The organism is Nocardioides sp. AE5 (genome assembly GCF_031844485.1).
In the GTDB taxonomy this organism is placed as follows: Bacteria; Actinomycetota; Actinomycetes; order Propionibacteriales; family Nocardioidaceae; genus Nocardioides.
This window is the reverse complement of sequence record NZ_JAUZVI010000006.1, coordinates 140,598-167,578: the sequence shown is the minus strand read 5'-3', so window position 1 is coordinate 167,578 and position 26,981 is coordinate 140,598. Positions and strand designations below refer to the sequence as shown.

General features: G+C 66.9%; 29 protein-coding genes and 1 pseudogene. 8 read left to right on the top strand and 22 right to left on the bottom strand.

The genetic code is table 11. From position 1 onward, the window contains the following. Positions 1-5 precede the first annotated feature (5 nt). The 4 genes from Q9R27_RS10975 to Q9R27_RS10960 are packed head-to-tail and all read right to left on the bottom strand — an operon-like array spanning position 6 to position 4,048. Positions 6-995, bottom strand: a complete 990-nt coding sequence (locus Q9R27_RS10975) for an ABC transporter ATP-binding protein (protein ID WP_311252420.1) — start codon at positions 993-995, stop codon at positions 6-8. Next, positions 992-1,831: an ABC transporter permease gene (locus Q9R27_RS10970; RefSeq protein ID WP_311252419.1), complete on the bottom strand. Its 840-nt coding sequence runs from the start codon at positions 1,829-1,831 to the stop codon at positions 992-994. The genes Q9R27_RS10975 and Q9R27_RS10970 overlap by 4 nt, the downstream gene beginning before the upstream one ends. After that, the gene (locus Q9R27_RS10965; RefSeq protein ID WP_311252418.1) at positions 1,824-2,936 is read right to left on the bottom strand and encodes an ABC transporter permease; all 1,113 of its coding nucleotides are present in this window, start codon (positions 2,934-2,936) and stop codon (positions 1,824-1,826) included. The genes Q9R27_RS10970 and Q9R27_RS10965 overlap by 8 nt, the downstream gene beginning before the upstream one ends. Further along, positions 2,933-4,048 (bottom strand): glutamate cyclase domain-containing protein, encoded by a 1,116-nt coding sequence (locus Q9R27_RS10960; RefSeq protein ID WP_311252417.1) that lies wholly within the window; start codon positions 4,046-4,048, stop codon positions 2,933-2,935. The genes Q9R27_RS10965 and Q9R27_RS10960 overlap by 4 nt, the downstream gene beginning before the upstream one ends. A 216-nt stretch (positions 4,049-4,264) precedes the next feature. Between Q9R27_RS10960 and Q9R27_RS10955 the strand changes: the two genes are divergently transcribed. Then, the gene (locus Q9R27_RS10955) at positions 4,265-4,480 is read left to right on the top strand and encodes a KTSC domain-containing protein (RefSeq protein ID WP_311252416.1); all 216 of its coding nucleotides are present in this window, start codon (positions 4,265-4,267) and stop codon (positions 4,478-4,480) included. A 7-nt stretch (positions 4,481-4,487) separates the two neighbouring features. On the opposite strand, the gene Q9R27_RS10950 is transcribed toward Q9R27_RS10955, so the two are convergent. The 3 genes from Q9R27_RS10950 to Q9R27_RS10940 all read right to left on the bottom strand — a co-directional run bounded on the left by Q9R27_RS10950 (position 4,488) and on the right by Q9R27_RS10940 (position 7,217). Then, positions 4,488-6,053 (bottom strand): peptide chain release factor 3, encoded by a 1,566-nt coding sequence (locus Q9R27_RS10950; protein ID WP_311252415.1) that lies wholly within the window; start codon positions 6,051-6,053, stop codon positions 4,488-4,490. Positions 6,054-6,170: 117 nt separating this feature from the next. Continuing rightward, entirely contained in the window at positions 6,171-6,788 is a 618-nt protein-coding gene (locus Q9R27_RS10945) for an FMN-binding negative transcriptional regulator (protein ID WP_311252414.1), read from the bottom strand. 3 nt (positions 6,789-6,791) lie between these two features. Next, a complete protein-coding gene (locus tag Q9R27_RS10940; RefSeq protein ID WP_311252413.1) occupies positions 6,792-7,217 on the bottom strand; it encodes an HIT family protein in 426 nt (141 codons plus the stop codon). Between the two features lie 73 nt (positions 7,218-7,290). On the opposite strand from Q9R27_RS10940, the gene Q9R27_RS10935 reads away from it, so the two are divergent. Further along, entirely contained in the window at positions 7,291-7,461 is a 171-nt protein-coding gene (locus tag Q9R27_RS10935; RefSeq protein WP_311252412.1) for a hypothetical protein, read from the top strand. Between the two features lie 41 nt (positions 7,462-7,502). Here Q9R27_RS10935 and Q9R27_RS10930 read toward each other — a convergent pair whose 3' ends face one another. Beyond that, positions 7,503-8,108, bottom strand: coding sequence for a TetR/AcrR family transcriptional regulator (locus tag Q9R27_RS10930; protein ID WP_311252411.1), 606 nt, complete (start codon positions 8,106-8,108; stop codon positions 7,503-7,505). A gap of 61 nt (positions 8,109-8,169) precedes the next feature. Between Q9R27_RS10930 and Q9R27_RS10925 the strand changes: the two genes are divergently transcribed. After that, the gene (locus tag Q9R27_RS10925) at positions 8,170-9,483 is read left to right on the top strand and encodes an oxygenase MpaB family protein (RefSeq protein WP_311252410.1); all 1,314 of its coding nucleotides are present in this window, start codon (positions 8,170-8,172) and stop codon (positions 9,481-9,483) included. On the opposite strand, the gene Q9R27_RS10920 is transcribed toward Q9R27_RS10925, so the two are convergent. From Q9R27_RS10920 to Q9R27_RS10900, 5 genes are all read right to left on the bottom strand, one after another. Beyond that, positions 9,462-10,316, bottom strand: coding sequence for an alpha/beta fold hydrolase (locus tag Q9R27_RS10920; protein ID WP_311252409.1), 855 nt, complete (start codon positions 10,314-10,316; stop codon positions 9,462-9,464). The genes Q9R27_RS10925 and Q9R27_RS10920 overlap by 22 nt on opposite strands. 52 nt (positions 10,317-10,368) lie before the next feature. Beyond that, on the bottom strand, positions 10,369-11,667 hold the full coding sequence (locus Q9R27_RS10915; RefSeq protein WP_311252408.1) for an ArsB/NhaD family transporter: 1,299 nt from the start codon (positions 11,665-11,667) through the stop codon (positions 10,369-10,371). Further along, a complete protein-coding gene (locus tag Q9R27_RS10910) occupies positions 11,664-12,161 on the bottom strand; it encodes a TrkA C-terminal domain-containing protein (RefSeq protein ID WP_311252407.1) in 498 nt (165 codons plus the stop codon). The genes Q9R27_RS10915 and Q9R27_RS10910 overlap by 4 nt, the downstream gene beginning before the upstream one ends. 61 nt (positions 12,162-12,222) lie before the next feature. After that, a complete protein-coding gene (locus tag Q9R27_RS10905; RefSeq protein ID WP_311252406.1) occupies positions 12,223-12,594 on the bottom strand; it encodes a VOC family protein in 372 nt (123 codons plus the stop codon). A gap of 90 nt (positions 12,595-12,684) precedes the next feature. Continuing rightward, positions 12,685-14,007, bottom strand: coding sequence for a cytochrome P450 (locus tag Q9R27_RS10900; RefSeq protein ID WP_311252405.1), 1,323 nt, complete (start codon positions 14,005-14,007; stop codon positions 12,685-12,687). 121 nt (positions 14,008-14,128) lie between these two features. On the opposite strand from Q9R27_RS10900, the gene Q9R27_RS10895 reads away from it, so the two are divergent. Together Q9R27_RS10895 and Q9R27_RS10890 are read left to right on the top strand one after the other, a co-directional pair. Further along, positions 14,129-14,452, top strand: coding sequence for a hypothetical protein (locus tag Q9R27_RS10895; protein ID WP_311252404.1), 324 nt, complete (start codon positions 14,129-14,131; stop codon positions 14,450-14,452). After that, positions 14,449-15,771 (top strand): cytochrome P450, encoded by a 1,323-nt coding sequence (locus Q9R27_RS10890; RefSeq protein ID WP_311252403.1) that lies wholly within the window; start codon positions 14,449-14,451, stop codon positions 15,769-15,771. Before Q9R27_RS10895 ends, Q9R27_RS10890 begins: the two co-directional genes overlap by 4 nt. A gap of 193 nt (positions 15,772-15,964) precedes the next feature. Here Q9R27_RS10890 and Q9R27_RS18760 read toward each other — a convergent pair. From Q9R27_RS18760 to dnaB, 5 genes and pseudogenes are all read right to left on the bottom strand, one after another. Then, positions 15,965-16,297, bottom strand: a pseudogene (locus Q9R27_RS18760) (PQQ-binding-like beta-propeller repeat protein); the annotation flags it as partial. After that, on the bottom strand, positions 16,290-17,243 hold the full coding sequence (locus Q9R27_RS10885) for a hypothetical protein (protein ID WP_311252402.1): 954 nt from the start codon (positions 17,241-17,243) through the stop codon (positions 16,290-16,292). The gene Q9R27_RS10885 and the pseudogene Q9R27_RS18760, both read right to left, overlap by 8 nt. 185 nt (positions 17,244-17,428) lie before the next feature. Beyond that, positions 17,429-17,707 (bottom strand): hypothetical protein, encoded by a 279-nt coding sequence (locus Q9R27_RS10880; protein ID WP_311252401.1) that lies wholly within the window; start codon positions 17,705-17,707, stop codon positions 17,429-17,431. Between the two features lie 25 nt (positions 17,708-17,732). After that, positions 17,733-18,779, bottom strand: a complete 1,047-nt coding sequence (locus tag Q9R27_RS10875; protein ID WP_311252400.1) for an ankyrin repeat domain-containing protein — start codon at positions 18,777-18,779, stop codon at positions 17,733-17,735. Between the two features lie 124 nt (positions 18,780-18,903). Beyond that, the gene (gene dnaB, locus Q9R27_RS10870; protein ID WP_397219673.1) at positions 18,904-20,583 is read right to left on the bottom strand and encodes a replicative DNA helicase; all 1,680 of its coding nucleotides are present in this window, start codon (positions 20,581-20,583) and stop codon (positions 18,904-18,906) included. A 656-nt stretch (positions 20,584-21,239) separates the two neighbouring features. Between dnaB and Q9R27_RS10865 the strand changes: the two genes are divergently transcribed. Together Q9R27_RS10865 and Q9R27_RS10860 are read left to right on the top strand one after the other, a co-directional pair. Continuing rightward, on the top strand, positions 21,240-22,559 hold the full coding sequence (locus Q9R27_RS10865; RefSeq protein ID WP_311252398.1) for an MATE family efflux transporter: 1,320 nt from the start codon (positions 21,240-21,242) through the stop codon (positions 22,557-22,559). 141 nt (positions 22,560-22,700) lie between these two features. Further along, positions 22,701-23,282, top strand: coding sequence for a hypothetical protein (locus Q9R27_RS10860; protein ID WP_311252397.1), 582 nt, complete (start codon positions 22,701-22,703; stop codon positions 23,280-23,282). A gap of 256 nt (positions 23,283-23,538) precedes the next feature. On the opposite strand, the gene rplI is transcribed toward Q9R27_RS10860, so the two are convergent. The 4 genes from rplI to rpsF form a co-directional block, all read right to left on the bottom strand. Next, complete coding sequence (gene rplI / locus Q9R27_RS10855) at positions 23,539-23,985, bottom strand: 50S ribosomal protein L9 (RefSeq protein WP_311252396.1); 447 nt, start codon at positions 23,983-23,985, stop codon at positions 23,539-23,541. Between the two features lie 14 nt (positions 23,986-23,999). Beyond that, on the bottom strand, positions 24,000-24,236 hold the full coding sequence (rpsR, locus tag Q9R27_RS10850) for a 30S ribosomal protein S18 (RefSeq protein WP_017933521.1): 237 nt from the start codon (positions 24,234-24,236) through the stop codon (positions 24,000-24,002). Between the two features lie 89 nt (positions 24,237-24,325). After that, positions 24,326-24,907 (bottom strand): single-stranded DNA-binding protein, encoded by a 582-nt coding sequence (locus tag Q9R27_RS10845; RefSeq protein WP_311252395.1) that lies wholly within the window; start codon positions 24,905-24,907, stop codon positions 24,326-24,328. Positions 24,908-25,052: 145 nt separating this feature from the next. Then, a complete protein-coding gene (gene rpsF, locus Q9R27_RS10840; protein WP_311252394.1) occupies positions 25,053-25,340 on the bottom strand; it encodes a 30S ribosomal protein S6 in 288 nt (95 codons plus the stop codon). Between the two features lie 211 nt (positions 25,341-25,551). Between rpsF and Q9R27_RS10835 the strand changes: the two genes are divergently transcribed. Further along, on the top strand, positions 25,552-26,787 hold the full coding sequence (locus Q9R27_RS10835) for a protein kinase domain-containing protein (protein ID WP_311252393.1): 1,236 nt from the start codon (positions 25,552-25,554) through the stop codon (positions 26,785-26,787). Positions 26,788-26,981: the final 194 nt, after the last annotated feature.

The following is a 26,981-nucleotide window of genomic DNA, read 5'->3' as shown; positions in this document are numbered from 1 at the left end:
AATATTCAAGATCCCACCACCCGATCCGCGAAATGACATCTTGAGAGGTGTCTTATCCGTGCTCCAGAACTGATCGCTTCCAAGGTGGGGGCCGTTTCCAGGCACATATTTGCCACAATGGGACACCGAGGAGCAAATCCGCACCCGCCACCATCGCTTGTAACGACCGGTGGAGTCCCGGAGATCTCCTGCAATTCAGATCCACGTGCCACAGTGCTAGGCAGCGCTAACAACAACGCTCGGGTGTAGGGATGGGCAGGTTGCCTCAACACATCGCCAACGGCGCCATCTTCGACGATCCGGCCCCCGTACATCACCATCACACGTTCGCAATAGTTGCGGACCACAGCGAGATCGTGTGTCACCACAACCAAGGTCTTCCCGCTGTCGGCGACCAAAGCGGTCAGGATTTCGAGGATCTCCCGGGCGACGGTGCTGTCCAGGGCCGTTGTCGGCTCATCGGCCAAGATCAGAGTTGGATCCCGCATCATGGTCATCGCGATGATTACCCGCTGCGCCATCCCACCGCTGAGCTGATGGGCAAAAGAGTTTAGGACTCGGTCCGGATCGGGCAATTGGACGCGTCTTAACCATTCCTTGGCGAGATCTCGGCCGTCACCGTTTGACCGCCCATCGGTAGCTCGGAAGATGTTCCGGAACTGTCGATCAATTCGCAGGGTCGGATGCAGGGATCCCCATGGATTCTGGGGAATAAAGCCAATCTGGCTGGCGAGAATCGACCGCCTCCGCTTACCGGACACGGTTACCAGGTCAGTTCCGTCGTAGTTGGCGCTTCCTTGTCTGACACGACCATTGGCTGGAAGAAGACCGAGCAGCGCTCGAATCGTCGTCGACTTACCGCAACCGCTCTCGCCAACAATGCCCACTCGAGTGCCGCGGTCCAACGCGAATGAGACATTTAGCGTCCCAAACACCGGCCCCAAGGGCGTCGCGAACTCGGTCGTCAAGCCATCGACGGCCAATAAGGAATTCATGACACGCCTCCCGCCTTAGTTCTTTCGATCTCGTCGGCAAGCCAATTGAGACTCATCACCACGGTAAGAATTCCAAGTGCTGGAAAGAGGATTGGCCACCATTCACCCGTGGCGATACTCTGCGAACCAGACTGGATCATAGTTCCCCAACTCGCCGCGGGCGCAGTGATACCGACGCCCAGAAAGCTCAAGGCGGCAATGATTACCAAGGCATTGGCCGTGGTTAGGGAGAGTTGAATTAGTGCGGGCGACTTGACATTGGGCAGCAGGTGGCGCCACATGAGATGCCAGTTCGTGGCGCCCATCGCTTGGGCCGCCTCGAAATAGCGCTTGCTTCGTATCACTTGCGCCTCAGCCCTGATCACTCTCATGAAACGTGGAACATTCTGCAGCGCGATCGCAACTACGACCCACTCAAGTCCAGCGCCACCCAATGTAACGACGGCGACTCCTAGAAACAGCAAAGGAAATGCCTGGAATGCGTCCAAGAACCTCATGATTATGTCGCTGGTCCGGCTCGGTTTGCTGACGTAAAGACCAGCACTCACGCCGATGAACGCAGAAACCAACGCGCCAGCAAATGCTAGTGAGAGATCGAGCCGACCAGCCCGAACAGTGCGCGAGAAGACGTCGAACCCCGAGATATCAGTGCCAAACCAATGTTCGCCACTGGGAGCCTGGAGCGGATCACCCACATTGGCGCGGAGTGGATCATAGGGCAGAGGCAAGAAGATCGAAGCGACGAAGAGCAAGATCAGGAGTCCAACCGGCACCCACACTGCCTTGACTCCTCGGCTCTCCCATTTTAGGGGTGCTCGTACGGTCGTCTCAGCCACGGGAAATCCTCGGATCCAAGATGCCGGTCACGATATCTAGAGTTAGATAGGTGGCTAAGGTCACCAAGCCGGAGAATAGGATAAACGCTTGGACGACGGGCAGATCGAGGCGCATGATGCCATCGAGTCCCCAAGCCCCAACTCCTCGCCATGAGAAGACGATTTCAATGATCGCCGTGCCGCCGACAAGGCCGCCGAACAAGATAGCTGCGTAGGTCAGTAACTGGGTGCGGCCGACCCTCAGTGCATAGCCAAAGACTTGTCGCTCTGGAATGCCGCAGGAACGCGCAAACTCGACATATTTTGAATCCAACTCCTTTCGCAGCACCGACCGAGTGGTCTTCGCGAAGTAGGCCGAGTAGACGATCCCGAGAGCCAACGTAGGCACTAACCCGTGCGCGATGAGACTATTGAGGGTGACCCAATCCCCGTTAAGAATCGAGTCAACGTACTGGAAGTTCGTCCGGGTTGCGGTAGGCGCCTCCGTGATGCCCAGGCGACCGACCGGTGATGGCACGATGTTCAGGACAGCAAAGAAGACATAGATCATGAGCAACCCTGCCAAAAAATCGGGTATGGACTGAGTGAAGCTAATCAATGCCCGGCTACCGCGGTCTATTGCTCGCGACCTGTAGTAGCCCGCGACACCTCCCATGGCCAACCCCAAGACCACTGAGACCACGAGGGCAGGCAACACCAATTCGATTGTGTTCGGAAGGGCCCGTCTCAATTCTTCGATGACGGGTCGCTTGCTGTAGTAAGAATTTCCTAGATCGCCGTGACGTAGGTCAAGCACATAGCTCTTATAGCGGTCCATCAAACTGCGGTCGAGACCGAGTTCGTGCCGCACGGCCTCGACCTGCTCGGGTGAGGCCACCGGTCCGGCCACCACCTGCGCTGGATCCCCAGGCGCCATATTGGTCACCGCAAAGGAGATTGTCACCACAAAGAACAGGGAAATTGGAATGGCCGCCAACCGGCCCAAGAGCCACAGGATTCTCTTTCGCGAACCGCGACCAGATTTGCGAACTCGGGGCTGTTCTGATTCGGGGCCTGACCGGGCAGGTGCGGCGGAGACCGGAATCGCATCCTGCTGCGTGCTCATTGGTGTCTCGTCTCTGGCCAACTGTCGACTTGCGCCTGCACAGTTGCTCGATCGGCCATCAAAGAACGAAAGATCTCTCGCCGCCCGTTCGGGTTCATCTGGGCAGCCAACATGATGTGTAGTTGTTTGACCAGCAAGGTGCTCATCTCCGGTGGAAGGCCATCAACAAAGCCGTCCGACTGGCACGATGCTGGGTCGATATATCCACACCTAGCGGCTTCATCATGTAACCGACGAGAGATCGCTTCGCTGTGCAGGAGTTCGGGTCTCCCTAACAACGCGGCCATCACTGTCTCAATTGCGTAGGCGCCCCAGTTGGCAACGGCGGCAACAATGGTCAGATCGGTCGGGGTCGAGGCAGCGATTCCTCCGCCACATGGACAACCACAATTCATTCCCATTGCTAGGATTTGTCGAACCGATGTCTCGATATTGCCCAGGCCGATTTCGTTGCCGCCATCCCCGATGCCGATCGTGAGGACACCTGCCGTGCGCGCGCGATCCACGATCCGATTCATCGGCGCAGTCACCGCACCCATGTCGATACCGCCACCATTGTGGAAGACACCATTGGTATTGCAGTCCAGCTTCTCTATTGCAATGACCGCCTTCGGTTGCATCTTCTCAATGAGACGCTCTGCTTCACTGGAGGCAGCCTTCTCATCGAGAGGAAAGCCAGCGACTGCGATCTGTTGAGGCCTGATAGCCCCAGAACTTGGCGCGGGAGTTAGGCCACTTGAGGGTGCCAAGCGCGTCAAGGAATGCTCAAACCCATCCTCAATTAGGACAGTCACCTTTGCGCCGAGACCAAGCGCCAGAGATCGCGCCAAGGTCAGCGCTCCGATGGGCCCATCCGTCTCCGGCACTAGAACAGGCGGTGACAACAGCCCGGTCAAAATAAGTACGTTGTCGCCCTCAGAGATCGCATCAACAAGGGCCCTCGCGGCTTGATAGGACAATGGCTCGGGATCCTCCCGCCGGGCGGCCTCGTACAACTGACGCACCGCCGGCTTGGAGTAAGCCGCGGCGCCACCGCCCATGTAAAACTGCACCGTCGTGAGTTGGTCAACGACCTCCCCTACCAGCAATCCCAGTTCGTCGTTCGGGTTCATTTGCATCAGTTTGGACCCTTCGATGAGTAGTTCTCATACTGTATCCAATAGCCAGTCGTCTTTGTCAAGAGTCTTGGACCTAAGAGAGCGATAGGAGCAAATGTGAGCCAGGACGGTCACTGCGAAGCCGGGGTATGAGCGGGTATGCGCTGGGATGCGATCTGGACATGATCGGTTTGCATCCGACATCGGTCAAGCCCGTGCTAGGCAGGATCCGTGGAACTCAAGCCCATGCGTCGTTCCAAGACCCTGCAGGCGGCAGGCTACGAGCCGCGCACGCGCACCCTCCGCCTGCAATTCCGGCACGGTGGGCTCTACGACTATCTGGATGTCCCGGAGGAGGTCTTCGACTCCCTGACCACCTCGGCGCATCCGTGGACCGAATGGCAGGCCCACATCAAGTCGGCCTATGTCTACCGACGGCTCGACTGAAGAGCCATCAACTGCCACCAGCCGGCAGCGCCTCGAGCATGATGTCGGGATTGTCCCGAGCAGTGACACCTGCCCGCCATGGGTCGGTGAAGAGGGCCAGATGGGTGCCGTCGGAGCGTTGCAGCACCTCGCAACCCCGGGCCCCGGCGAGTGCCTCGGCGCCGGCGGCGTCCGTCCTCCGGGCGACTTGATAGTCGATGCGCGAGAGCCGGATCGGCGCGTTGAACTCGTGCGTCATCCGGTCCTGCACCACCTCGAACTGCATCGGTCCGACCGCGGCGAGCACGGGGCTCTGGTCGCCGCGCAGGTCGGAGCGGAGCACCTGGACCACGCCCTCCTGGTCGAGTTGCTCGATCCCGCGGCGGAACTGCTTGTAGCGACCCACGTCGACAGCGGTTGCGGTCATGAAGTGCTCGGGCGCGAAGCTCGGCACCGGCGGGAACTCGATCCGCTCGCCCACATGGACCGTGTCGCCGACCCGCAGCGCCTGCGCGTTGACGAAGCCGATGATGTCGCCGGGGTAGGCCCGCTCGATGGAGGAGACGTCGCGCCCGAAGACCGCCTGGGCGTACTTCGTGGCGAACGGCTTCCCGGTGGTGGCGTGGGTGACGACCATCCCCCGCTCGAACTCGCCGGAGACGATGCGGGCATAGGCCAGGCGGTCGCGGTGCGCGGCGTTCATCCCGGACTGCACCTTGAAGACGAAGGCACTGAAGTCGTCGCCCACCCGGCGCACCGACCCGTCGACACCTTCGGTCGGCCCGGGCGCCGGGGCGATCTCGAGGAGCAGGTCCAGCAACTGGGCGACGCCGAAGTTCAGCAGCGCGCTGGCGAACATCACCGGAGTGGTGGTGCCGGCCAGGAACTTCTCCTGGTCGTGGTCCGCATCGTCCGCGGCGAGCAGTTCGTGCTCCTCGATCGCGTCTGCCCACACATCAGCGTCCACGTCTTCGACCTCGTCGGCCGACATCCGGCGCTCCGGAGCCCGCGTGGCTCCTCCGGCGGTGCGGGTGTACTTGACGAATTCGCCGGTACGCCGGTCCAGCACGCCGCGGAAGTCCCCCGCCTCCCCGACCGGCCAGGTCAGCGGAGTCGGGCGCAGCTTGATCTTCTGCTCGATCAGGTCCATCAGTTCCAGGGCGGTCAGGCCGGGCCGGTCCCACTTGTTGATCACGGTGACCACGGGGATGCCGCGCAGCGCGCAGACCTGGAAGAGCTTCAGGGTCTGCGGCTCGAGGCCCTTTCCGGCGTCGACGAGCATCACCGCGGAGTCGACCGCGGAGAGCACCCGGTAGGTGTCCTCGGAGAAGTCGGAGTGGCCCGGGGTGTCGACCAGGTTGATCACGTGGTCGCGGTAGACGAACTGCAGCGCCGCCGAACTGATCGAGATGCCGCGCGCCTTCTCCATCTCCATCCAGTCCGAGACGGTGGCGCGCCGGTTGCCCTTGCCGTGCGTGGCCCCGGCCTCGGTGATCACTCGCGCATGGAGGGCGAGTGCCTCGGTCAGGGTGGACTTGCCGGCATCGGGGTGGCTGATCACGGCGAACGTACGGCGGGGGCGCTGGTCGGACACCGAACGAACCTATCCGGCGCCCCGAATACGCCGACCACCGGAGTCGTGACCTGTCTTGTCGTGTCGTCTGCTGTCGCCGGGTGACTGCAGCCGACACGACAACGCGCCGGCCCGGCGTCAGGACAGGTCGTGCTCCATCGCCTCGGCCACGGCCGCCGCCCGCGGGTCGCCCTCGCGCAGGCCGGCGATGACACTACGCCGGTCCTCGTCGCTGCGGTTCTGGCTCCGCTTGGCCTTCCCGGCGACCTCCTCGATCACGAAGTCGATGCCGACGATCGCCTTCGCCTGCTGGGCGACGAAGGTCTCCGGGGCATCGGTGACGGCCCACGGCACCGGGCGGCGCTGCTCGTTCAGGTCGGTCAGCACGGTGACTGCATGGTGCAGCCACTCCGGGTCACGGCGGACCGTGGCGCGGCCCCGGAACTGGACGGCGCTGTAGTTCCAGGTCGGCACCACCCGTCCGTGCTCCGCCTTGCCGGCGTACCACTCAGGGGTGATGTAGGCCTCGGGTCCGCCGACCACCGCGAGGGCGGGCATGCCGTCGGCGATCTGCTTCCAGTGCGGGTTGGCCAGCGCCATGTGGAAGATCAGCCGGTCCTGGTGCCACACGATCGGCAGCCGGGTGGCCAGCGGATAGCCGTCGCCACCAGCGGTGATGAACTCCGCCGCGCCCACCTGTTCGACGAACGGGCGCAGTTCGGCCTCGTCCATCCGGTTGAAGCGCGGGGTGTACACCGCTCAGCCCAGCGCTTCGGCGATCGTGGCGCCGGCCGCTGCGATCGCCTCGCGGTCACCGGGCGTCGGCACCCACGGCATGCCGAGCCGGTCGCGCTCCTTGTCGACGTACCGCGGGATCACGTGCAGGTGGAAGTGGAAGACCGTCTGCCAGGCGTCGGCTCCGCAGCAGTTCAGCAGGTTCACCCCGTCCGCGCCGAGCGCCCGTACGGCGACCTTCGCGATCCTTTGGCCGGCCAGGGTGACCGCGGCCAGGTCGTCGGCGCTGATCTCCAGCAGGTCGGTGCTGTGCCGCTTGGGGACCACCAGCAGGTGGCCCTCCGAGGCGGGGTTGATGTCCATGAAGGCGTACGTCGCGTCGTCCTCGGCAACCTTCACGCTCGGGACGGTGCCGGCAACGATGCCGCAGAAGAGGCAGTCCTGGATCATGCCTTGCACTCTAGGCGCTGGGCGAACAGTGGAGGAGGGAGCCGCTTCATCTCAAAGCCGGTAGCGTTCTCCCATGGACCCGAACAACAGGTGGGTCGACCCTGTGGCGACGACGACACGCGCAAAGGTGGACCTCGCGCGCGCCATCATCGCCGAGTACAACGCAGACCCGGGCACACCCGACCCCGAGATACGCGTGGTCGAGGACCTCTACGACACAGCCACAGGGATGCCCCGGCCATAGTCGCTCCGCGCTGGCGCGGGCCACGCGGCACAGCACCAGGATCAGGCGCGCGGTGGCGTGATCCAGCCTCGCAGTCGTCGGGCCAACTCGACCAGTCGTTCGCTGGTCGCCCCGGCCGGGTCGAGCACTCGCTGCCGGAGCAACTCGCCACCCGCCGCCATCAGGATGCGGGCGGAGTACTCCGGGTCCGGCACGTGGGGATACAGCCGGACCAGTTCGCCCTGGAGGTAGCCCAGCAGGTTCTTCTGCGACTCCTCGAGCCGGGCGTACAACTCCGGCGGGGCTCCGGCCGGGGGGATCAGGAAGAGGCTCCAGGCTGCGGGATTCTCGTCGATCGCGGCCAGGCTGCCCTCGAAGGTGGCCAGGAACGGGTCCTCGGCCTCGCCGATCAGGGACACCGCTTCCCAGAACTGTCGGGTGACTCGTTCCGACTCCCGCTCCACCAGCGCGACCAGCAGCCCCGGGAGGTCACCGAACTGCTGATAGAGCACCGTGCGGCTCACTCCGGCCGCATCGGCGACCCGGCTGGGGGTCACTGCAGCGAAGCCTTCGGCGGCGATCAAGGCGTGCGTGATGTCGAGCATCTGCTCACGACGACCCTCCGCACTCATCCGGGTGCGCTTGCGGGCGTCCTGGTGGGTCCTCACCCTTGACACCCTAACTTACGGCCTGTAAGCATTTAACTAACAGAGTGAAAGTTAGGAACGGATGACGTACTACCCCGAACTCCTCGAGCGGGTGCATGACCAGGCCCGCATGCAACCCGCCCTCTACGGCGACATCGACTTCTCCCATCCGCCCCACCGCCTGACCACCGACCCCGAGACCAGGGCTTCCTTGCCGGCGTGGGTCGCGCCGCGCGAACCGATGCTGGCTGACGACCGTCTTGTCGAGCTGGTCACCACCACCACGATGCTCGGCGATGTGGTCGCGGATCCCTATGCCAGCCTGCTGCCCAGGTTCGGCCTGCCCAAGCTGATCGCCATGCTCCGCCAGGCCTGCCGCGAGGGCGTCGATGCCGTGCCGGACGCACCGCCGGAGCTGCACACGTTCCTGGCTGCCTTGGAGGAGCGGCCCGACTGGCTGGACATGGACCTGGTCGAGGAGGGAGCCCGCCACGCCCGGGTCAGCGCCGCCTTCCTGTCGCCGTTCATCACGCGCGGCGCCTTCCTGGCGACCTTCCTCAACACCTATGCAGCATTGCCCATGGTCCTCACCGGTGCGCTCTCCGGTCGCCGCGCCTCGGTGCGGGTGAACGAGACGGCCTGCTTCTTCGCCGAGACCACCCTGCCGGGCGCCCTGGCCCGTGACGGCGTGGGATTCGAATCAGCGGCGATGGTGCGCCTGATGCATTCCATGGTGCGGTTCAACGCCCTGCACCGGTCGCAGCGATGGGACACACAGGTCTATGGGGTCCCGATCCCGCAGATCGACCAGATGCCGGCCGGGATGATCATCATGTATCTCCTGGCGATGGCTGCACGACGCCGCGGCCGCACCGACTTCACCCAGCGGGAGCGGGCAATGCTCGAGTTCGCCCGCTATCGCAGCTTCCTGCTCGGGTTGCCCGAGGAACTGCTGCCCACCGATGTTGCCGGCGTGATCGACCTCTTCCATGCCCGCGCAGCAACGCTGCGTGACGACTTCGACGACACGTGTCGAGAGTTGGTGACCTCCACCATGGCGGCGTACCTGCGGCCCGGGCGGGCGCCGTTCGACCGTCTCTTCACTGCAGTCGAGAAGACCTGGAGCCGGGCCTTCTTCCTCGCCTTCAACGGCGGTGACCGGGCCGCATCGGCACGGATGGGGGCACCCTTCGGGCCCACCGACGCGCTCCGCCTGGCGCTCACCGCTCCACTCGTCTTCGGCCGGCTGATAGCGGTCACGGTGGCCAGCGGGCAACCCGGACTCAGTGGTCTCGCCGACCGTTATGCACAGCGGGTGCTGGCGCGAAGGCTGGTGGCGTACGGGAAGCCCGAATACACCACCGACGCGCGGCACTACCGCTCGGCTGCTCCCTGACCGAGCCACGTCGCGATCGCTTCGACCACGGCTCCGGGCTGTTTTGCCCAACCGAAGTGGTCGGCTGCGGCGCCGATCTGCTCGGCAGTGAGCACCCGGACCTCGGGGGTGGTTGCGGAGAACCGGTCGGTGCAGGCACGCACCGCCGCCTCGGGGGCGAACGCGTCGTCGGCCATCCGGATCGCCAGCACCGGCCCGTCGTACGCCGCGATCGCGGGCACCAGCGCTGCGTCATCCCCGGCGAAGCGGTAGCGGTTCGTCAGGGCCAGGTGGCGCCAGTCGGCCATGACGCCGCTCGCCTCGTCGCCGCCGAATCCGACCTGGGACCCGGGGTAATAGCCGTGCTGCTCACTCAACGCGGGGATCACCTCGACCAGTTGGCTGATCTGGGCGCGGGTGGGGCCGTCGTACGCCTCGGTCCACGGGCTGCCGCAGGCCGGCAGGACCAGCCCGTCGAACATCTCAGGGCGCAGCCCGGCGACCATCTGCGCATAGTGGCCACCCAGGCTGTGGCCCAGCAGGTGGACCGGCCGGCCGCCGGCCCGCTCCCTGACCCAGGCAAGGGCCGCGGGGAGATCGGTGCCGACCACATCGGTGAAGTCCCAGTCCGCCTCACGCGAGGGGCGTACGGCGCTCTCACCGAGGCCACGCTGCTCCACCACCGCACTGGACCACCCGCGCTCGGCCAGGGCGGACGCGAGGCGTCCATAGAAGGCGGCCGGGGTGCCGAGCGCGCCCAGGACGGCGAAGAGCGGTTCGCCGCCCTGCCCTGCCTCGGTCCAGTGGATCGGAATGTCCGGGCCGGCGCCGGTGGGCACGAAGTGCGTCTCCATGACCAGCAGTCTGCCCACCACATGGTGGCCGGTCAACGGGCCGATGCGAGGCTCACGCCAGCGCGAAGTAGCGCAACCAGACATAGCCCCAGGCCACCAGCAGGGTCGCCACGGTGACCACCAGGCCGTACTTGGTGAACTTCCAGAAGCTGATCGGTTCACCGGCCTTGGCCGCGATCCCGAGGACCACCACGTTGGCGCCAGCGGCCACCGCGGTCGCGTTGCCGCCCAGGTCGGCGCCGAAGACGAAGGCCCACCACAGCGGGCTCTCGGCCCCGCTCGTTCCGGAGGCGGCGACCAGGTCCTCCACGATCGGCACCATCGCGGTCGTGTAGGGGATGTTGTCGACGAACGCGCCGACGATGCCGGAGCCGAAGAGCAGCACGGTGGAGGCGAGGAGTTCCTTGTCGCCCATCGCCTCGGCCGCGAACTCGCCGATCTCTCCGATGATGCCGACCTGGACCAGCGAGCCGACCAACACGAAGAGCGCCATGAAGAAGGCGAGGGTGCCCCACTCGACCTCCTCGAGGAACTCCTCGGGTTCGGTGCGCGAGACCAGCACAGTGGCTCCGGCGCCCAGCATCGCGACCACGGACGGGTCGATGTGCAGGGTGGTGTGCAGGCCGAAGGCGATCAGGACGAGCGCCAGCACAATCAGGCACCGGTTGAGCAGGCGCCGGTTGGTGATCGCGTCGGCCGGGCGCAGGTCGGCCAACTGGTCGCGTCCCACGGCGGCGGGCTCGGTCAGGTCGTGGCGGAAGAGCCAGCGCGCCATCACCACGAAGCCGATCAGCAGGATCACGGTCAACGGCAGCGAATGGACGAGGAAGTCGGTGAAGCTCAGCCCGGCACGGCTGCCGATGATGATGTTGGGCGGGTCCCCGATCAGGGTGGCGGTGCCGCCGATGTTGGAGGCCAGGATCAGCGAGATCAGGTACGGCGCGGACGGCAGCCCGAGTTGCCGGCAGACCGCCAGGGTCACCGGCGCGACGAGCAGCACGCAGGTGACGTTGTCCAGGATCGGGGCGACCACGGCACTGATCAGCACCAGCAGCACGAGCAGTTTGTAGGGGTGGCCACCGGACTTCTTCGCCGCCCAGAGCGCGAGGAACTCGAAGAGCCCCGTCTGCTTCAGGACGCCGACGATCACCATCATCCCGAAGAGAAGGAAGATGACGTTCCAGTCGATGCCGGTGGTGTGGTCGAAGAAGGCCGACTCGGCGCTGACCAGGCCAATCACGGTCATCGCGGCGACGCCGCCGAGGGCGGCCGCGACCCGGTGCACCCGCTCGGTGGCGATCAGGGCATAGGCAACGATGAAGATGGAGATGGCGGCGGAGGTCTCGATCACGCCGACTGCCTCCGCGGGCCCAGCGTGCGGGCCGCCTGCGTGGGGAACCCGGGTGGGTGCAACTGCTCGACCGATTCGTGCCAACCGGCCAGGCGACCGTGCTGGCTGACCAGGCGGAGCCGGTCCTCGACCGCGGTGACCTGGCCGAGGGCCGAGACGACAAGGACCTGGTCACCGACCTTGAGCGCCATCGGGTCGGTGGGCACCAGGACCAGTGACCCGCGGGTGATCAGGGCGACGGCGGCGCCCGACGGCAGCCGCAACTCGCCCACCTCGACCCCGGCCAGCTTCGAGCCCGGTTCGACCTCGAAGCGGAGCATCACGGCATCGAGACGGTCCAGGGTGGCGAACCCGATCGAGACCTTGTGGACGAAACTGCCCTTCTCCACCCAGCGTGGCTGGCGGCCGCGACCGACCACCAGTCCGACGGTGAATCCGAGGGCGGAACAGATCATGCCGGCCGAGATCGCCAGCTCCAGTTCTCCGAAGCCCATCCGCTCAGTCAAGAGCGCGACGGGGCCTCCACCCAATAGGTGCCGTCACCCATTTCTCTGCTCAGCCGAGCTCCTGCACCGTGCCGGAGAGCAGGCAGAACTCATTGCCCTCGGGGTCGGCCAGCACCACCCAGCTGACATCTGGTCCCTGGCCCACGTCGACCCGGCGAGCGCCCAACGCCAGGAGGCGTTCAAGCTCCTCGGCGGTCGTGGTGCCGTCGGCACGCAGGTCGAGGTGGAGGCGGTTCGTGGTCGCCTTCGGCCTCCCCCGTGGCGCGACATCGATCCCCGGCAGTGCACCGTCCGCCGGCCCGATGCAGACGATCCCGTCCTCCACCTCCAGTCGTTGCCAGTCGAGGACCTGGCACCAGAAGTCGGCAACGACATCTGGGTCCACGGCGTTGATGACGATGTTCGCGATGCGCGTTCCCATACGGTCCAGCCTGACAGCGACTGCCCGCGCTGACCACCTGTTTCGGGCGCGGTTGCGTTGGGAGTCGCACCCGTCGGCGTCGCCGACGGTTCAGGACAAGCGGGCCGGCAACCGCTCGAAACCGCGGAGGATCCGCGTCGTACGTCGGGTGGCTCCGGGCAGCAACTCGAGCTCCGGGTGGCGCTCGAAGAGGGTGCGCAGGCCGATCTCGCCCTCCATCCGGGCCAGCGAGGCGCCCAGGCAATGGTGGCGGCCGAGCGAGAAGGAGAGGTGGTCGCGCGCGTTCTCCCGGGTGACGTCGAAGGTGGCGGGGTCGGTGAAGACCCTGGGGTCGCGGTTCGCCCCGGCCAGCATCGTGGTGAACAGGGCGCCCTCGCGGATCCTGGTGCCGGCGACCTCGGTGTCGGCCTGGGCCACCCGGCCGGTCAGCAGCACTGGTGGGTCGAGGCGGAGCACCTCCTCGACGGCGTTGCTCCACAGGTCCGGGTCAGCCTTCAGGGTGGCCAGTTGCTCGGGGTGGTCGTGGAGCAGCTGGATGCCGTTGGAGAGCAGGTTGACCGTGGTCTCGAAACCGGCAGCCAGGACGAGTCCGGCGGTCGACTTCAGCTCGATCTCACTGAGGCCGCCCTCGGCGTCCTTGAGCGCGACCAGTTCGCTGAGCAGGTTGTCGCCGGGGTTGCGGCGCAGGTGGTCGAGGTGCTGGCCGAGCCAGGTGTCGAAGGAGATCAGGGCATCGGTGACGCTGCGATAGGTCCGCAGGTCCAGGCCCAGGTCGAGGCTGGGCGCTGCGGCAGTGCCGAAGTCGAGCACCCGTGCACGCTCCTCCTCAGGCACACCGAGGATCTCGGCGATCACGGTGACCGGCAGCAGGGCGCAGTACTGCTCGACGAGGTCGACCTCGCTTGCGGCGTCGATGGTGTCGAGCAGGTCGTTGGCGATCTGCTGGGTCCGCTCGGTGAGCCGCTGCACGGCCCGCATCGTGAAGACCCGCATCACCAGCTTGCGATAGCGGGTGTGGTCGGGCGGTTCGGTGACCAGCAGCGACGGTGGCTCGACCGGGTGCAACGCGTGCGGGGCGAGCCGCTCACCGAGGGTGCCGAGGAGACCGGTGCGACCCGGGATGCCGGTGCGGAAGTCGTTGCTGGTCAGCACCTCACGGACCACCGCGTGGTCGGTGGTGATGTAGGCGATGCCGGACTTGAAGACCGGGCCGGCGGCGCGCATTTCCTCCATCATCGGCCACAGTGCTCCGTCGCCGCGAGAGGTGCTGAGGATCATCCGGGCCTGCAGGTCACCCCGCTTGGCCATCCGGCCGAGGAAGAGGCGAGGCAGGCAGTGCACGATCGACCAGTGGGCCCGGCTCTTGGCCCCGGCGACTGTGCTGCTGGCTGCGTTGGCGAGAAAGTTACTCACGAGTCCACGGTAGCCGCGGGATCGGGAAACCGAAACCGTCGGGCGGCGTGCGACCAAGGTATGCCCCGGCCGCTACCCGGGACGGATCCCGACGACCCGAGTGAGCCCTAGCGTGGGGGCCATGCGCAGCAGATGGCTCGGGATCATCCCCCTGTTGCTGCTTGCCCCGATCACCGCGGAGTTGTTGCAGGCCTACCTCGGCGACCTGGGTGGGACGTCCGCTGCCGGCGCGGCAGGATCCCGGCCGTCGCTTCCGGGCGCCCCGGGTCGCAGCCTGTGGCGTGGCCGGTTTCGTGATGATGGTGATGCTCGACTTCGTGCCGCGCCGCTCCCCCAGGAGACGACATGGGCGGAGGAGATCACCCAGAATTGCACTTATCTCGGCCTGGTCCTGCTCCTGGGCTGGGCACTGCACCGACGGACCCGACCAAGGATGGACCGATGAGTTCGACGAACCGCTCGGCCTGGCTCCCCGGCGTACTGCGGCGCCTCGCCCTGCGCTGGGCGATGCGCAAGAACACCACCGGGATGCCCGACATCACCACGTTGCGCAAGGTGCCCGAGCACCTCACCTATCCGCTGCGCCGCGACGGCATCGATCCCGTCCCCGAGCTGGCCCGAGCGCGCGCCAGCGACCCGGTCACGCTGCTCGGCGACGTACTCGGGATGCAGATCTGGCTGGTGACCGGTCACGAGGAGGCCAAGGAGGTGCTGGCAGACCGGGAGGCCTATTCCAACGACATGCGTCACCTGCTCGGGTCACGCCCCCGCTCGGACGCCGAGGGGATCGGCGGCCTGGGGATGACCGACCCGCCCGACCACACCCGGCTGCGTGGCCTGCTCACGCCGGAGTTCACGATGCGCCGCCTGCGCCGGCTCCAGGAGTCGATCGAGGCAATCGTCGACGACGCCCTCGACGCGATGGAGGCACAGGGGCCTGTGGTCGACCTGGTCGACATGTTCGGCTTCCAGGTGCCGTTCCGGGTGATCTGCGAACTGCTCGGCATGCCCGAGGAGGTGCGCGAGGAGTTCCACCGGCTCGGGGTGGCCCGCTTCGACGTATCCGAGGGCGGCGCCGGCGCATTTGGCGCGGCGACCGAGACCCGCACCTTCCTGATCGACGCCGTACGCCGCCAGCGCGCCGAGCCCGGGGACGGCCTGATCGGGGAGATCCTCCGCACCAAGGGCGCCGAGTACGACGACGTCGAGCTCGGCGGCCTGGCCGACGGAGTCTTCCTCGGCGGCTATGAGACGTCGGCGGCTATGCTGTCGATGGGTGGTTATGTGCTGACCCGGAACCGGGAGGCCTACCGGCTGCTGCGCGAGGGTACGCCGGCCGAGGTCGACCAGGTCATCGATGAGTTGTTGCGCTATCTCTGTCCCGTGCAGGTGGCGTTCCCGCGGTTCGCCCGCGCCGACCACACCCTGTTCGGCCACGAGATCAGCACAGGGTCGGTGGTGATCGTCTCGTTGTCGGGGGCGAACCGTGACCCGCGGGCGGTGCCGCATCCGGACCAGTTCGACCTGCGCAATGCCGGCACCCAGCACTTCGCCTTCGGGCACGGGTTGCACCGCTGTGTCGGCGCGGAGCTGGCTCGGATGGAGCTGCGGACCGCGCTCACCCGTCTCTCGCAGCGCTTCCCGGACCTGACGATGGCCACCGATGACCTGGGCGAGCTGGGCTTCCGGGACCTGTCGGTCGTCTATGGCATCGACCGGCTCCCGGTCCGGCTGCACGGGGTGCCGGAGGCCGCCGGGCACTGACCCGCATCACGTCGTACAGGGGATCACGCGGTCCGACTGCGGCCGAGGGTGGCGAGCAGGTCCTCGTGCAGTTCGAACCAGACCCGGTGCGCCGAGTCGCACGAGAGTCCTGCGCCGCCTTGGTCACCAGCCGGCCACCACGATCGATCCGGCGGATGGTCGATCCCGAGACGATCACGATCTCGTCGTCGACGAAGAGCACACCACGGGGCTCGCCGGTCAACGGATGGTTCCAGAGTTCCGCGCCCGTGCTCGCGTCGTACCCGCAGGCGTGCGGCTTCTCGTGGTGGTGCAACACGACCACCAGGTCGCTGTCCGTGACGACCGCCTGGTTGGAGCCGATCGGAGGGATGGTCCGCTGCCAACGTGGTTCACCGGTGGTCACGTCGAGGGCGACCAGGGTCGTCACCGTCTCGGCGTACGAACCCTGTGGACGAGTCGCGAGGACGACCGACGAGCCGAATGCGGCGCCGGCCCTGGCCTCGTCCCGGGGCGTGGCACAGCGGTGGCTCCACACCTCACGCATTCCTGACTCCATTCCACTTCCACCAGGTGTAGTGGTATTCGCCTTCCTCCACCTCGAACCGGCGGCCGCAATCGGTGCACTCACACATCCGCTTGGGACGGTCGGGGCGCCCGTTGAAGAAGACCGGGGTCTCGGCGGTGATCCGCACGTGCCCGAGAGCCTCCTCCTTCGCCGGCTCATAGCGCACGTGATGGGCGTACGCCGCGCACAGGCACTTCTTCTCGCCGAAGAGCCGGATCCGGTGGAAGGCATGGTCCAGATTGCTCCCGTTGGAGATCAGGGCGCCACCGAGGTCGAGCTCCTCGGTGGCCCGCTCGATCGCCGGCAGCGACCGCACCAGGGGCTCCAGCACCTGCGGGTCGCGGGTCTTGAAGACCTCCCAGACCGCATGCAGGACCCGACTGCTGTCCTTCGACAAGAAGTCGGCGCGCAGCGACCCGTCGTCCGCAGGTCGGGCCTCACCAGGACGACTGGCACCCTGTGCTTCGGCGGAGAGCCATTGCCGGGGCAGCACGAACACGGCCGCCTTGCTGGTCGAACGCTCGGCTGCCGAGTTGTCGACGAGCATGACCGCGTCGTGCCCGAACGGCCACCACACGGCGTCGTCGGCGTCGAGCGCCCGCACCATGCTCGCGGGCGCGCTGCGCCGGTCGTACGACGCGGGGTCGGTCTCCTTGTCGTCGGTGAAGCGGGTCGCGTCGAAGTGGGTCCGGGCACCCCAGCGCCGGTCAGCCAGCTCGGCGATGGCTGCGGTCCAAGTGGACAGGCCGGACGCGTCCGCGGTGGCCGCGAGCGGAAGCACGTGCATGAGATAGTTGGTCTGCCCCTCGAGCCCGTCGATCTCCCATTCGAGCCACTCGTCACCGTCCGGCCGGGGCAGGTCGACCATCTGCTTGACCACCTCCATCACCTGGTCGGCGGTGGCGTCGATGATCCCCTCGGTCATGCCGGCTCCTGGTCCGGACGCGGGGTGTGGAAGATGATGCGGTTGCCGAGCTGGTCCGGCCCGGTGTGGTCGCGTGACGTCATCGAACGGATTCTAGGGCGCGCTGATGAACGATCGGCCGGCTCAGAGATAACGCGAGGTCACCGCCTTCGGTTGCCGGCCGTGCAGCCGGACGAAGTGCGCGATCACTCCGCCTCGGTGACGACATCGCCCTGGAGGATCCGTTCCAGATAGGGGCGCAACCAGTTCGCCTCGGCCCGCTCGAAGTGCTCGGTCCATGCGTCGCTGAGCGCCTCCGCCACGCTGATGATCGCTGCCACCGCGTTGTGGGTGACTCCTTCGGCGACCGTCACCTTCGCCGGCGAGGGCTCGACACTGACGTCGACGGACCACGGATACACATACGGGTCGCCGACCTCCCAGAAGAGCCGATTCGAGGCCAACTTCAGGTAGCGGCGGGTCATGAACTCAACGCGATCGGCCCGGGGATCAGCGTTGGTACGCCGGCGGCGGCAACGGGGTCGGGTCCGGATTGGCGAGGATCCAGGCCACGGCCGCCTCCCGCAACTGGGCCAGGTCGCGTTCCGGCGCATTGCCAGTCTTGATCCGCTTGAGAACCGGGGCGAGGTCGTCGGTGCTGGCGACCGGGTTGCCGGAGGCGAGGTGGGCGCCGAGGACGTCGGTCATCGTCCGGAAGTCGCTGTCCCAGTTGATCGAACCGTTGCCGGAGATCTCGCGGGCCAGCTTGCCGGCCAGCCGCAGCACCTCCCCCTGGATGTTCCCTGCAGGCCCCTGGGAGGGGACCAGCAGCGTCCACAACTCGTCGTACTGGCCGGCGACGTCGGTCGCGGTGACCTCGATCCGCGACGTACCGTCGTGGACCACCCGCGGCGCCACGGGCGTCACGCCGAAGAGGTCATAGAGGCGGTGCAGTCCCGCCTCGGTCTCGTCGATCAGGTCGGAGTTGAAGTTCGACCGGTGGAACTCGAAGTTGGTGCCGATCCGCGTGATGAGCTCCTCGGCATTGTCCGGCACCGCGGCCCCGGCGGCGAGCAGCACGGCCGCCGACTCCGCGACGTAGTGCATCTCCGCGTTGCTGCAGGAGATCAGCGCAGAACGCAGCGGCGTGATGCCGCGGTTGTAGACCGGGTCCACCTCGGCACCGGCCTCGATCAGGAGCTTGAGCTGATCGGGTCGTTTGGCTGCCAGGTGCATCGGCGTCTTGCCGTACTTGTCGGTCCGGTTGACGTCGGCGCCCAGCTCGATCAGGGCGGCGATTGACTTCCAGGACGAGGCCCGGGCCTGCAGCGGGGTGTGCTGGCTGCCCTGGCTCGGCTCGTCCACGTCGAGCCCCTGGTCGACCAGCCAGCGGGCCAGCTCGTCCGGGCAGTCGGGAAAGCTGAGGGCAGTGCCCTTGTCATAGCCGCCACGCGCGTCGATCGCACACGTGTCGAAGACCGCCTTCAATGCGTCGAGGTCACCGCCCTTGAGGAGATCGGCGAAATCCTTGGGCAGGGTCTTGCGCTTTCTCGCCATGGCGCGAGTCTAGGCACGGGCCTCGTCACCAGCGAACCTCAGGCAATGTCTAGTGATCCAGTCTTGAAAGGTAGGTGAGTCCCGTTTGGAGAAGTTCGCTGCATCTCGACATGCGTTGCCGTGATCAGTGAGCCATGTCCACGAACCGGCTGTAGTGGCCCTGGAAGGCCACGGTGATGTCGCGGGTCTGCCCGTTGCGGTGCTTGGCCACGATCAGGTCGGCCTCGCCGGGGCGGGTGGATTCCTTCTCGTAGACATCCTCGCGATGCAGGAGGATGACCATGTCCGCGTCCTGCTCCAGGGACCCCGACTCGCGAAGGTCACTCATCATCGGACGCTTGTCCGTGCGCTGCTCCGGGCCACGGTTGAGCTGGCTCAGCGCGATCACCGGCACCTCGAGCTCCTTGGCCAGGAGCTTGATCTGGCGGGAGAACTCGGAGACCTCGAGCTGGCGGGACTCGACCTTCTTGCCGGACGTCATCAGCTGCATGTAGTCGATGACGATCAGGCGCAGGTCATGGTTCTGCTTGAGCCGACGCGCCTTCGAACGGATTTCCATCATCGTCATGTTGGGGCTGTCGTCGATGAACATCGGCGCCGCCGAGACCTCGGCCATCTTCTTGGCCAGTTTGCCCCAGTCGTCGTCGGTCATGTTGCCGTTGCGGATGTGGTTCAGCGGCACCTTCGCCTCCGCCGACAGCAGGCGCATGGTGATCTCCGAGCGACCCATCTCCAGGCTGAAGAAGACACTGGCCAGGCCGTTCTGGATCGACGCCGCACGGCACAGATCCAATGCAAGCGTCGAGTTGTGTGTCGGGATCATCGACTCGCCGGCCAGGTACAGGTGCTCCTCGTTGTCCACCTGCACGCACCGCACAGGGACCGACGCGACCGCCCTGATCGCCTCGATCTTGACCACCGAGCCGTCCGGCATGCTGATCGTGTGGAGCTCGGCCAACGAGGCGGCAAGTTGCTGCGTCGTACGGATGGATCTGCCACCCTCGCCGAGCTGCGCGCTGGTCAACCACTGGTGCTCCGCATCAGCCACGATGCGTGAGCCATCGGAGAACTCCACCTCGAAACACGGGCGGCCATGCATGACCTCAGTCGCCGCGACGACCTTGGTGGGACGCCCCTTCGCGTCGTACAACTCGTCGCCGACCTGCACCTCCCCCATCGTGGTCCAGCCCGACGGCGTGGGCAGGGGTGTGTCGAGGGCCAACGCCTTACCCATCGCCGGGCGCGCCGCGATGATGATCATCTGGCCCTTGTGCAGGCCGTTGGTCAGCTCGTCGAAGTCGGCGAAGCCGGTGGGCACGCCATAGATGCCCTCCTCCCGGTTCCCGATCGCCTCGATCTCGTCGAGGACGCCCTCCATGATGTCGGCCAGCGGCGCATAGTCCTCCTGCGCGCGCTTGTCGGTGATCTTGTAGACCTCCGCCTGGGCCTCGTCGACGATCATGTCGACGTCGCCCTCGCCGGCGTACCCGAGCTGGACGATCTTGGTGCCGGCGTTCACCATCCGCCGCAGCACCGCCTTCTCGCGCACGATCTCGGCGTAATAACCAGCGTTCGCCGCGATCGGCACGTTGGCCGACAGGGTGTGCAGGTACGGCGCCCCGCCGACGCGGTCCAGTTCACCGCGGCGCTGCAACTCATTGGCTACCGTGATCGGGTCGGCCGGCTCCCCACGACCGAAGAGGTCGACGATCGCCTCGTGGATCACCTCATGGGCGGGCCGGTAGTAGTCAGCCCCGCGCAGCACCTCCACCACATCGGCGATGGCGTCCTTGGAGAGCAGCATCGAGCCGAGCACGCTCTGCTCCGCAGCGTTGTCCTGGGGCGGCGTACGGTCATTGGGGCCGCGCGGCGCCTCGCCCGGCTCGTACGCCGCGGGGCCGTCACCCCACTGGGGCGCGGAATCCCAGGCAGGTTCCGGGGGCAGATCTCCGGAGAACTCCGTCGTGCTCATCGCCATCCCATCCCTGTCATTGCTCCGCTCCTGCCTGCCCGCGCCGGGCATGCCCGAGGCTAGGCAGGGGGCCCGACACTTGCCCCCGACCACGCCCGAATCTCCATGCCCGCGACGCGACCGTACGTGTGGAGAACCCTCTTCTCCAACCTCGTTCTCCACAGGCCTTGGGGATAACTCGCGACTCGCCGTGGACGACACGCACAACCCTGTGCACAGGGTGGGGAAACACCTGTGGATTGTCGAGTCACATCAGCCACAACACCTGGTCTGACCTGCAGAAACAGTTGTACACGGCTGTGGAGGAAAAGTATTCGACCACTGATTTCGTCATCTGGGATCCACCTAGCGTTCAGGAGTTTCTTTGTCGACATGGCGATCAGATGACATCTGACCCGCCGGTATGCACAGGGTTTCCCACAGGTCCCATCAGACACCTGTCCAGTGACCCCCGGACGAGCCACCGACCGCCTCACTAGAGTGACCCGGTGACCGTCGACCGCCGCGAGACCGACCGCGAGATCCTCCGCCTCGCGATCCCCGCCTTCCTGGCCCTGGTCGCCGAACCCCTCTTCCTGCTCTCCGACGCCGCGATCATCGGTCACCTCGGCACCCGCGAACTCGCCGGACTCGGCATCGCCGGCGCCATCATCCAGACCGTCGTCGGCCTCTGCGTCTTCCTCGCCTACGGCACCACCGCCTCGGTCGCGCGCCAGATCGGCGCCGGCGACGTACGCCGTGCCATCAGCATGGGCATCGACGGGATCTGGCTCGCGGTGGTGATCGGTGTCGTGGCCACCGCCTTGGGCATCGCTACCACGCCGTGGCTGGTCAGCCTCTTCGGCGCCAGCGACGCAACCTCCGGCTTCGCCGTCGACTACCTGCAGATCGCGTTCCTGGGCACCACCCCACTGCTGGTGATGCTGGCCGCTACCGGCGTCCTGCGCGGCATGCTCGACACCCGTACGCCGTTGGTCGCCGCCGTCATCGGCAACCTTCTCAACATCGGGTTCAACCTGGTCCTGGTCTTCGGGCTCGGACCGATCCCCGCCCTCGGCATCGAGGGGGCCGCCGTCGGCTCCGTGATCGCCCAGGTGCTGATGGCTTCGATCCTGCTCGTCGTGGTGCTCCGCGGCGCCCGCGCCCAGGACGCCTCCCTGCGCCCGGACGGCCCGGGCATCCTCGCCGCTGCCCATGCCGGGATCGCACTCGTCGTACGCACCCTGACCCTGCGCGCCGCGCTGCTGGTCACGACGTACGCCGCGGTCCGCGCGGGCGGCGACACCGGGATGGCCGCTCACCAGGTCGCGATGACCATCTGGGGCTTCCTCGCCTTCGTCCTCGACTCCATCGCCATCGCCGCGCAGGCCCTGACCGGGCGGAGGCTCGGGGCCAGCGACCACGAGGGCACCCGCACCATCACCCGCCGGATGGTGCAGTGGGGGATCTGGTCCGGCATCGTCACCGGCATCGGCCTGGCCGCGCTCAGCCCGGTGCTGGGCCACCTGTTCACCAACGACCGAGCGGTGGTCGAGGCGCTCACCCCGATCCTGCTTGCCGCCGCCGTCGCCCAGCCCGTCGCCGGCTATGTGTTCGTCCTCGACGGCGTACTCATCGGGGCCGGCGACGGCGCCTACCTGGCCTGGGGCGGGCTGGCCGTGCTGGTCGTCTATGCACCCCTGGCCCTGCTCACCCACGACCTGGTCTGGCTCTGGATCGCCTTCGGGATCGGCTTCATGGGCACGCGTGCGGTGGTGCTCGGCCTGCGCGCCCGCGGCGATCGCTGGATGGTGCTCGGCTCCGCCTGAGGCCCGTCCCGTCTCGGCGCAGTTCACGCCAGTACGCCGCACTGGTGCGCCCCTCCGGTGACTCCGCACCCCGCCGGCGGGGTGCAAACTGCCGTGGACAGCGCGTTACATCCCCGGCGGCCGGCCGTCTAGGGTGGCGGCGTGACTGAGGAGCCGGCCGAGCGGGTGCGTCCCGAGCGCAAGCCGATGACCCCCTTGCAGAAGATGGGGATGGGGCTGGTCATCGTCGCCCTCGACACCCTGGGCGGTGACGGGATCGGCGCATGGGACCTGCTGCCCGACTTCATCGGCTGGGCGATGGTGGCCTGGGGGCTCGCCTCGCTCACCCTCCCCCAGCGCAACCAGCTCCTCGGCCTCGCCGCCCTGGCCGGCGTGGTCTCCCTGGTCTTCTGGTTCCCGGCGATGCAGGATCGCCTCCGCGGCGCCGAACTCTCCCTGAAATGGGCCGCATCCCTGCCCGACCTCGCCTTCGTGATCGCCACCGCGATCGCCTTCAAGGCAGCGGCCCGCACCAGCGGGGACCGCAAGTTCTTCGCCCGGTTCGGCTTCACGCTCTGGTTCGCGATCGCCATTGCAGCCCTGCCCGCGATCGCATCGGCCGCCGAGTCGGAGACGCTCCTCGAGTACGCCGAACTCGGCTTCGTGCTGCTCTGGCTGTGGCTGATCTGGAACCTCTTCGCCGCGCATGCGCGGAAGTGGGCTGCGGCCCGTCCCGCGGCGTGACCTCCTGCGCCCCAGCGTGACGTCACCCTGCGACCCGCCCCCACGGCTCCGATCCTGCCCTGACCAGACCCGATCCCTCGACTTGTGCGGTGCTGTTGACGGAAATCGGGCGCACAGCACTACTCAAGCGACCAGGACACCGCGTTACAGGCGGGAAAGGAGGGCGCGCGTCACAGCAGGGAGGGGCGGGGAAGGGCGCGCAAATGCAGTTCGGCCCGCCACCCCGAAGGGTGGCGGGCCGAACGGATGCGATGCGTCAGGCGGGGACGACGTTGAGGGCCACCGTGGCGGACACCTCGTCGTGCAGCTTGACGGACACCTTGTGGGCACCGAGCGACTTGATCGCGTTGCCGACCACGATGGTCCGCTTGTCGACCTTCTCGCCGGAGGTCTCCGACAGGGCGTTGGCGATCTCGGCAACCGTGACGGAACCGAAGAGGCGGCCACCAGCACCGGCGCGCACGGCAACGTTCACCGTGGCGGCCTCGAGCTTGGTCTTGACCTCCTCGGCGTGGTCCTGGTCGCGGACCGCGCGCGAGGCGCGGGCTGCCTTGATGGACTCCACGGTCTTCTCGCCACCGCGGGTCCAGCGGATCGCGTCGCCGCGCGGGATGAGGTAGTTGCGGCCGTAGCCGTCCTTGACCTCGACCACGTCGCCGGCGGCACCGAGGCCGTCGACTTCCTGCGTCAGGATGAGCTTCATGTCGGCGATCCTCCTCAGCGACCGGTGGACGTGTAGGGCAGGAGCGCGACCTCGCGGGCGTTCTTGACCGCGATCGCAACGTCGCGCTGGTGCTGCACGCAGTTGCCGGTCACCCGACGGGCGCGGATCTTGCCGCGGTCCGAGATGAACTTGCGAAGCAACGTGGTGTCCTTGTAGTCGACACCCGTCGCCTTCTCCTTGCAGAACTGGCAAACCTTCTTCTTCGGCTTGCGAATCACTGCCTTTGCCATTGTGGTGCTCCTTTCCAGAGCCCGGCCCTGCGTTCAACAGGATCGGAATGGGTAGTGGCTGGTTGACTGGTGGTGCAGTGTGGCTGGAATCAGAAGGGCGGCTCGTCCGAGCCCACGCCCGGGGTTGCCCATGGGTCGTTGCCCGGAGCGGACTGCCCGCCGCCCTGGTTCGGGGCCGGCGTGGCCCACGGGTCGGCAGGAGCGGACTGGCCCTGGGACTGGCCACCCTGGTAGCCACCCCCCTGGGACTGCTGGCCCCCACCGAAGTTCCCGCCACCGCCGTAGCCGCCGCCCCCACCGCCGGAGCGCTGGGCACGAGCCACCTTGGCGGTCGCGAACTTCAGGGACGGACCAACCTCTTCGACCTCGATCTCGAAGCTGGTCCGCTTCTCGCCCTCACGGGTCTCCCACGTGCGGGCCTTCAGGCGGCCCTGGACGATGACACGCATTCCCTTCACCAGGGACTCGGCAACGTTCTCCGCAGCCTGGCGCCACACCGAGCACTGGAGGAACAGCGCTTCGCCGTCCTTCCACTCATTGGTCTGGCGGTCGAACGTGCGGGGCGTCGACGCGATCCGGAAGTTGGTCACTGCCGCACCCGACGGGGTGAAGCGCAGCTCCGGGTCGTCGACGAGGTTGCCGACCACGGTGATTTCGGTTTCGCCTGCCATCTCAGGTCCTCCTGTTGATTCCATGCCCTGGGTCCGGATGACTTTTCATCCAGACGTGTCGGGACTCATCGTGCCGTGAGCCACCGACGATGGAAATGCCTCGTCCACAGGGCGTGGCATTCCCGGGGTCCGTCGGACCAGGCGATCAGGCCTGGGCGCGAAGGACCTTGGTGCGCAGCACGGACTCGTTGAGGCCCAGCTGGCGGTCAAGCTCCTTGACCGTGGCCGGCTCAGCCTGCAGCGAGATGACGGCGTAGATGCCCTCGGCGTTCTTCTGGATCTCGTAGGCGAGGCGACGACGTCCCCAGACGTCGACGGTCTCGATGCTTCCGCCGTCCTTGCGGACGACGTCGAGGTACTTCTCGAGGGACGGCTCGATGGTCCGCTCTTCAAGGCTGGGCTCGAGGATGACCATGACTTCATAAGCGCGCATAGCGGTCTCCACCTCCTCTGGACTCGGCGGCCACGGTCTTTCCGTGGCAGGAGGGCTGTGCGAATGTCCCCCGCCGGACCACCATCGGGGTGGGGGCAAGAGGACACCGCAGACTATCAGCGCCGCGCCCCGCCCGGTAAATCCCGCCGTCCACAGGCAGCCACCACGCCCGCGGTTGCCATCGGTGATTCTGGGTAGGGTTGCCCCCGTCATGGACCTTGCCTCGAACACGCCGCTCGCCGGCCGCTACCAACTGATCGACCAGATCGGTGCCGGCGGCATGGGCTCGGTGTGGCGTGCGTGGGACCTGAAGCGCCAGCGCTTCGTCGCCGCGAAGGTGCTCGGCCAGCACGACTCCGGCATGCTGCTGCGCTTCGTGCGCGAGCAGTCGGTGCGGATCAAGCACCCCCACGTGGTCGCCCCGAGCGGCTGGGCCGCCGAGGACAACCTGGTGGTCTTCACGATGGACCTGGTCCGCGGCGGCTCGATCCAGACACTGCTCGGCGACCACGGCCGGCTCCCGGAGTCGTACGCCGCCGTCGTACTCGACCAGACCCTGCAGGCCCTGGAGGCGATCCACGGCGCCGGCGTGATCCACCGCGACATCAAGCCCGCCAACCTGCTGCTCGAGCCGACCGGCACCCGCCGCCCGCACGTGCGGGTCGGTGACTTCGGTGTCGCCGCACTGATCGACGAAGTGCGGCTGACCCGCTTCCCCGGCGCGATCGGCACCGACGGCTACATGGCGCCCGAGCAACACGACGGCGTACCGCCCGACCCGCGCCAGGACCTCTATGCGCTCGGCGTGGTCGGCATCCAGATGCTCACCGGCCTCGGCCCGCGCCACCAGCGCGGCGTACCGGAGGGACGCCTCCACGACTTCCTGGCCGCGCTCACCCACAAGGATCCGGACAAGCGCCCCGCCACCGCGTCGCTGGCGCTGCAGATGCTGCGCCAGGTCGGGGTCCCGGCCGGTACGCCGTGGACCGCCGACGCGGAACCGCCCGAGGTCTTCAACCAGCTCACCGAGGTCGCCCCGCCAGCGCCACAGTCGTACGCCGGTCCCGGCTCGCACGACTCCAGTCCCGGCTCGCACGGCGGCCCCCAGAGCGCCGGCTCCCAGGGCCCCGGCAGCCAGGGCAGCAGCGGCGGATCGGGGTCGTTCGGCTCCTCCACCTTCGCCAGTCCCGGCTATGCGGTCGCCGGGCCCTCCCCCTCGGGGCCGCAGCACTCGGGCCAGCAGTTCGCCCCCTCCGCGCAGGGCAGCGGTGCCTCCTACCCGGCGCAAAGCTGGGGTGGGACGCTGCCGCAGACCTATCGGGCGCAGACCTATCAGCAGTCCGGACCGGCCCAGCCCGGCTCCAGTTCGATGCTCTACCTGGCGCTGGTCTGCTTCGCGGTCTCGATCGCGATGGCGCTCTCCGCGATCCTGCTGATCCTGCTCTGAATCAGCTCCGCCGCAGCAGCACGAACCCGACCAGGGCGAGCACCGCAGCACCGATGATCAGGGTCCAGACCAGGGCCCACGGGCGGTCCGCCATCACGATCAGGTCGATGCTCATGCGGGACAGTCTAGAGCGGCCATGCCCTAGGGTTGGCGGTGGCTCGGGCCACTGCGGCGCCGACCCACCAGGGAAACGA

Bases quoted from the DNA above. Each gene is read 5' to 3' on its own strand.
- Q9R27_RS10940 (WP_311252413.1), bottom strand. From the start codon at position 7,217: ATGATCCAGGACTGCCTCTTCTGCGGCATCGTTGCCGGCACCGTCCCG.
- Q9R27_RS10905 (WP_311252406.1), bottom strand. From the start codon at position 12,594: ATGGGAACGCGCATCGCGAACATCGTCATCAACGCCGTGGACCCAGAT.
- Q9R27_RS10885 (WP_311252402.1), bottom strand. From the start codon at position 17,243: ATGACCGAGGGGATCATCGACGCCACCGCCGACCAGGTGATGGAGGTG.
- Q9R27_RS10910 (WP_311252407.1), bottom strand. From the start codon at position 12,161: ATGGGCTTCGGAGAACTGGAGCTGGCGATCTCGGCCGGCATGATCTGT.
- Q9R27_RS10920 (WP_311252409.1), bottom strand. From the start codon at position 10,316: ATGGAGACGCACTTCGTGCCCACCGGCGCCGGCCCGGACATTCCGATC.
- Q9R27_RS10925 (WP_311252410.1), top strand. From the start codon at position 8,170: ATGACGTACTACCCCGAACTCCTCGAGCGGGTGCATGACCAGGCCCGC.
- Q9R27_RS10880 (WP_311252401.1), bottom strand. From the start codon at position 17,707: ATGACCCGCCGCTACCTGAAGTTGGCCTCGAATCGGCTCTTCTGGGAG.
- rplI (WP_311252396.1), bottom strand. From the start codon at position 23,985: ATGAAGCTCATCCTGACGCAGGAAGTCGACGGCCTCGGTGCCGCCGGC.
- Q9R27_RS10975 (WP_311252420.1), bottom strand. From the start codon at position 995: ATGAATTCCTTATTGGCCGTCGATGGCTTGACGACCGAGTTCGCGACG.
- Q9R27_RS10835 (WP_311252393.1), top strand. From the start codon at position 25,552: ATGGACCTTGCCTCGAACACGCCGCTCGCCGGCCGCTACCAACTGATC.
- Q9R27_RS10895 (WP_311252404.1), top strand. From the start codon at position 14,129: ATGCGCAGCAGATGGCTCGGGATCATCCCCCTGTTGCTGCTTGCCCCG.
- rpsR (WP_017933521.1), bottom strand. From the start codon at position 24,236: ATGGCAAAGGCAGTGATTCGCAAGCCGAAGAAGAAGGTTTGCCAGTTC.
- dnaB (WP_397219673.1), bottom strand. From the start codon at position 20,583: ATGCTGCTCTCCAAGGACGCCATCGCCGATGTGGTGGAGGTGCTGCGC.
- Q9R27_RS10890 (WP_311252403.1), top strand. From the start codon at position 14,449: ATGAGTTCGACGAACCGCTCGGCCTGGCTCCCCGGCGTACTGCGGCGC.
- Q9R27_RS10960 (WP_311252417.1), bottom strand. From the start codon at position 4,048: ATGAACCCGAACGACGAACTGGGATTGCTGGTAGGGGAGGTCGTTGAC.
- Q9R27_RS10935 (WP_311252412.1), top strand. From the start codon at position 7,291: ATGGACCCGAACAACAGGTGGGTCGACCCTGTGGCGACGACGACACGC.
- rpsF (WP_311252394.1), bottom strand. From the start codon at position 25,340: ATGCGCGCTTATGAAGTCATGGTCATCCTCGAGCCCAGCCTTGAAGAG.
- Q9R27_RS10845 (WP_311252395.1), bottom strand. From the start codon at position 24,907: ATGGCAGGCGAAACCGAAATCACCGTGGTCGGCAACCTCGTCGACGAC.
- Q9R27_RS10875 (WP_311252400.1), bottom strand. From the start codon at position 18,779: ATGGCGAGAAAGCGCAAGACCCTGCCCAAGGATTTCGCCGATCTCCTC.
- Q9R27_RS10965 (WP_311252418.1), bottom strand. From the start codon at position 2,936: ATGAGCACGCAGCAGGATGCGATTCCGGTCTCCGCCGCACCTGCCCGG.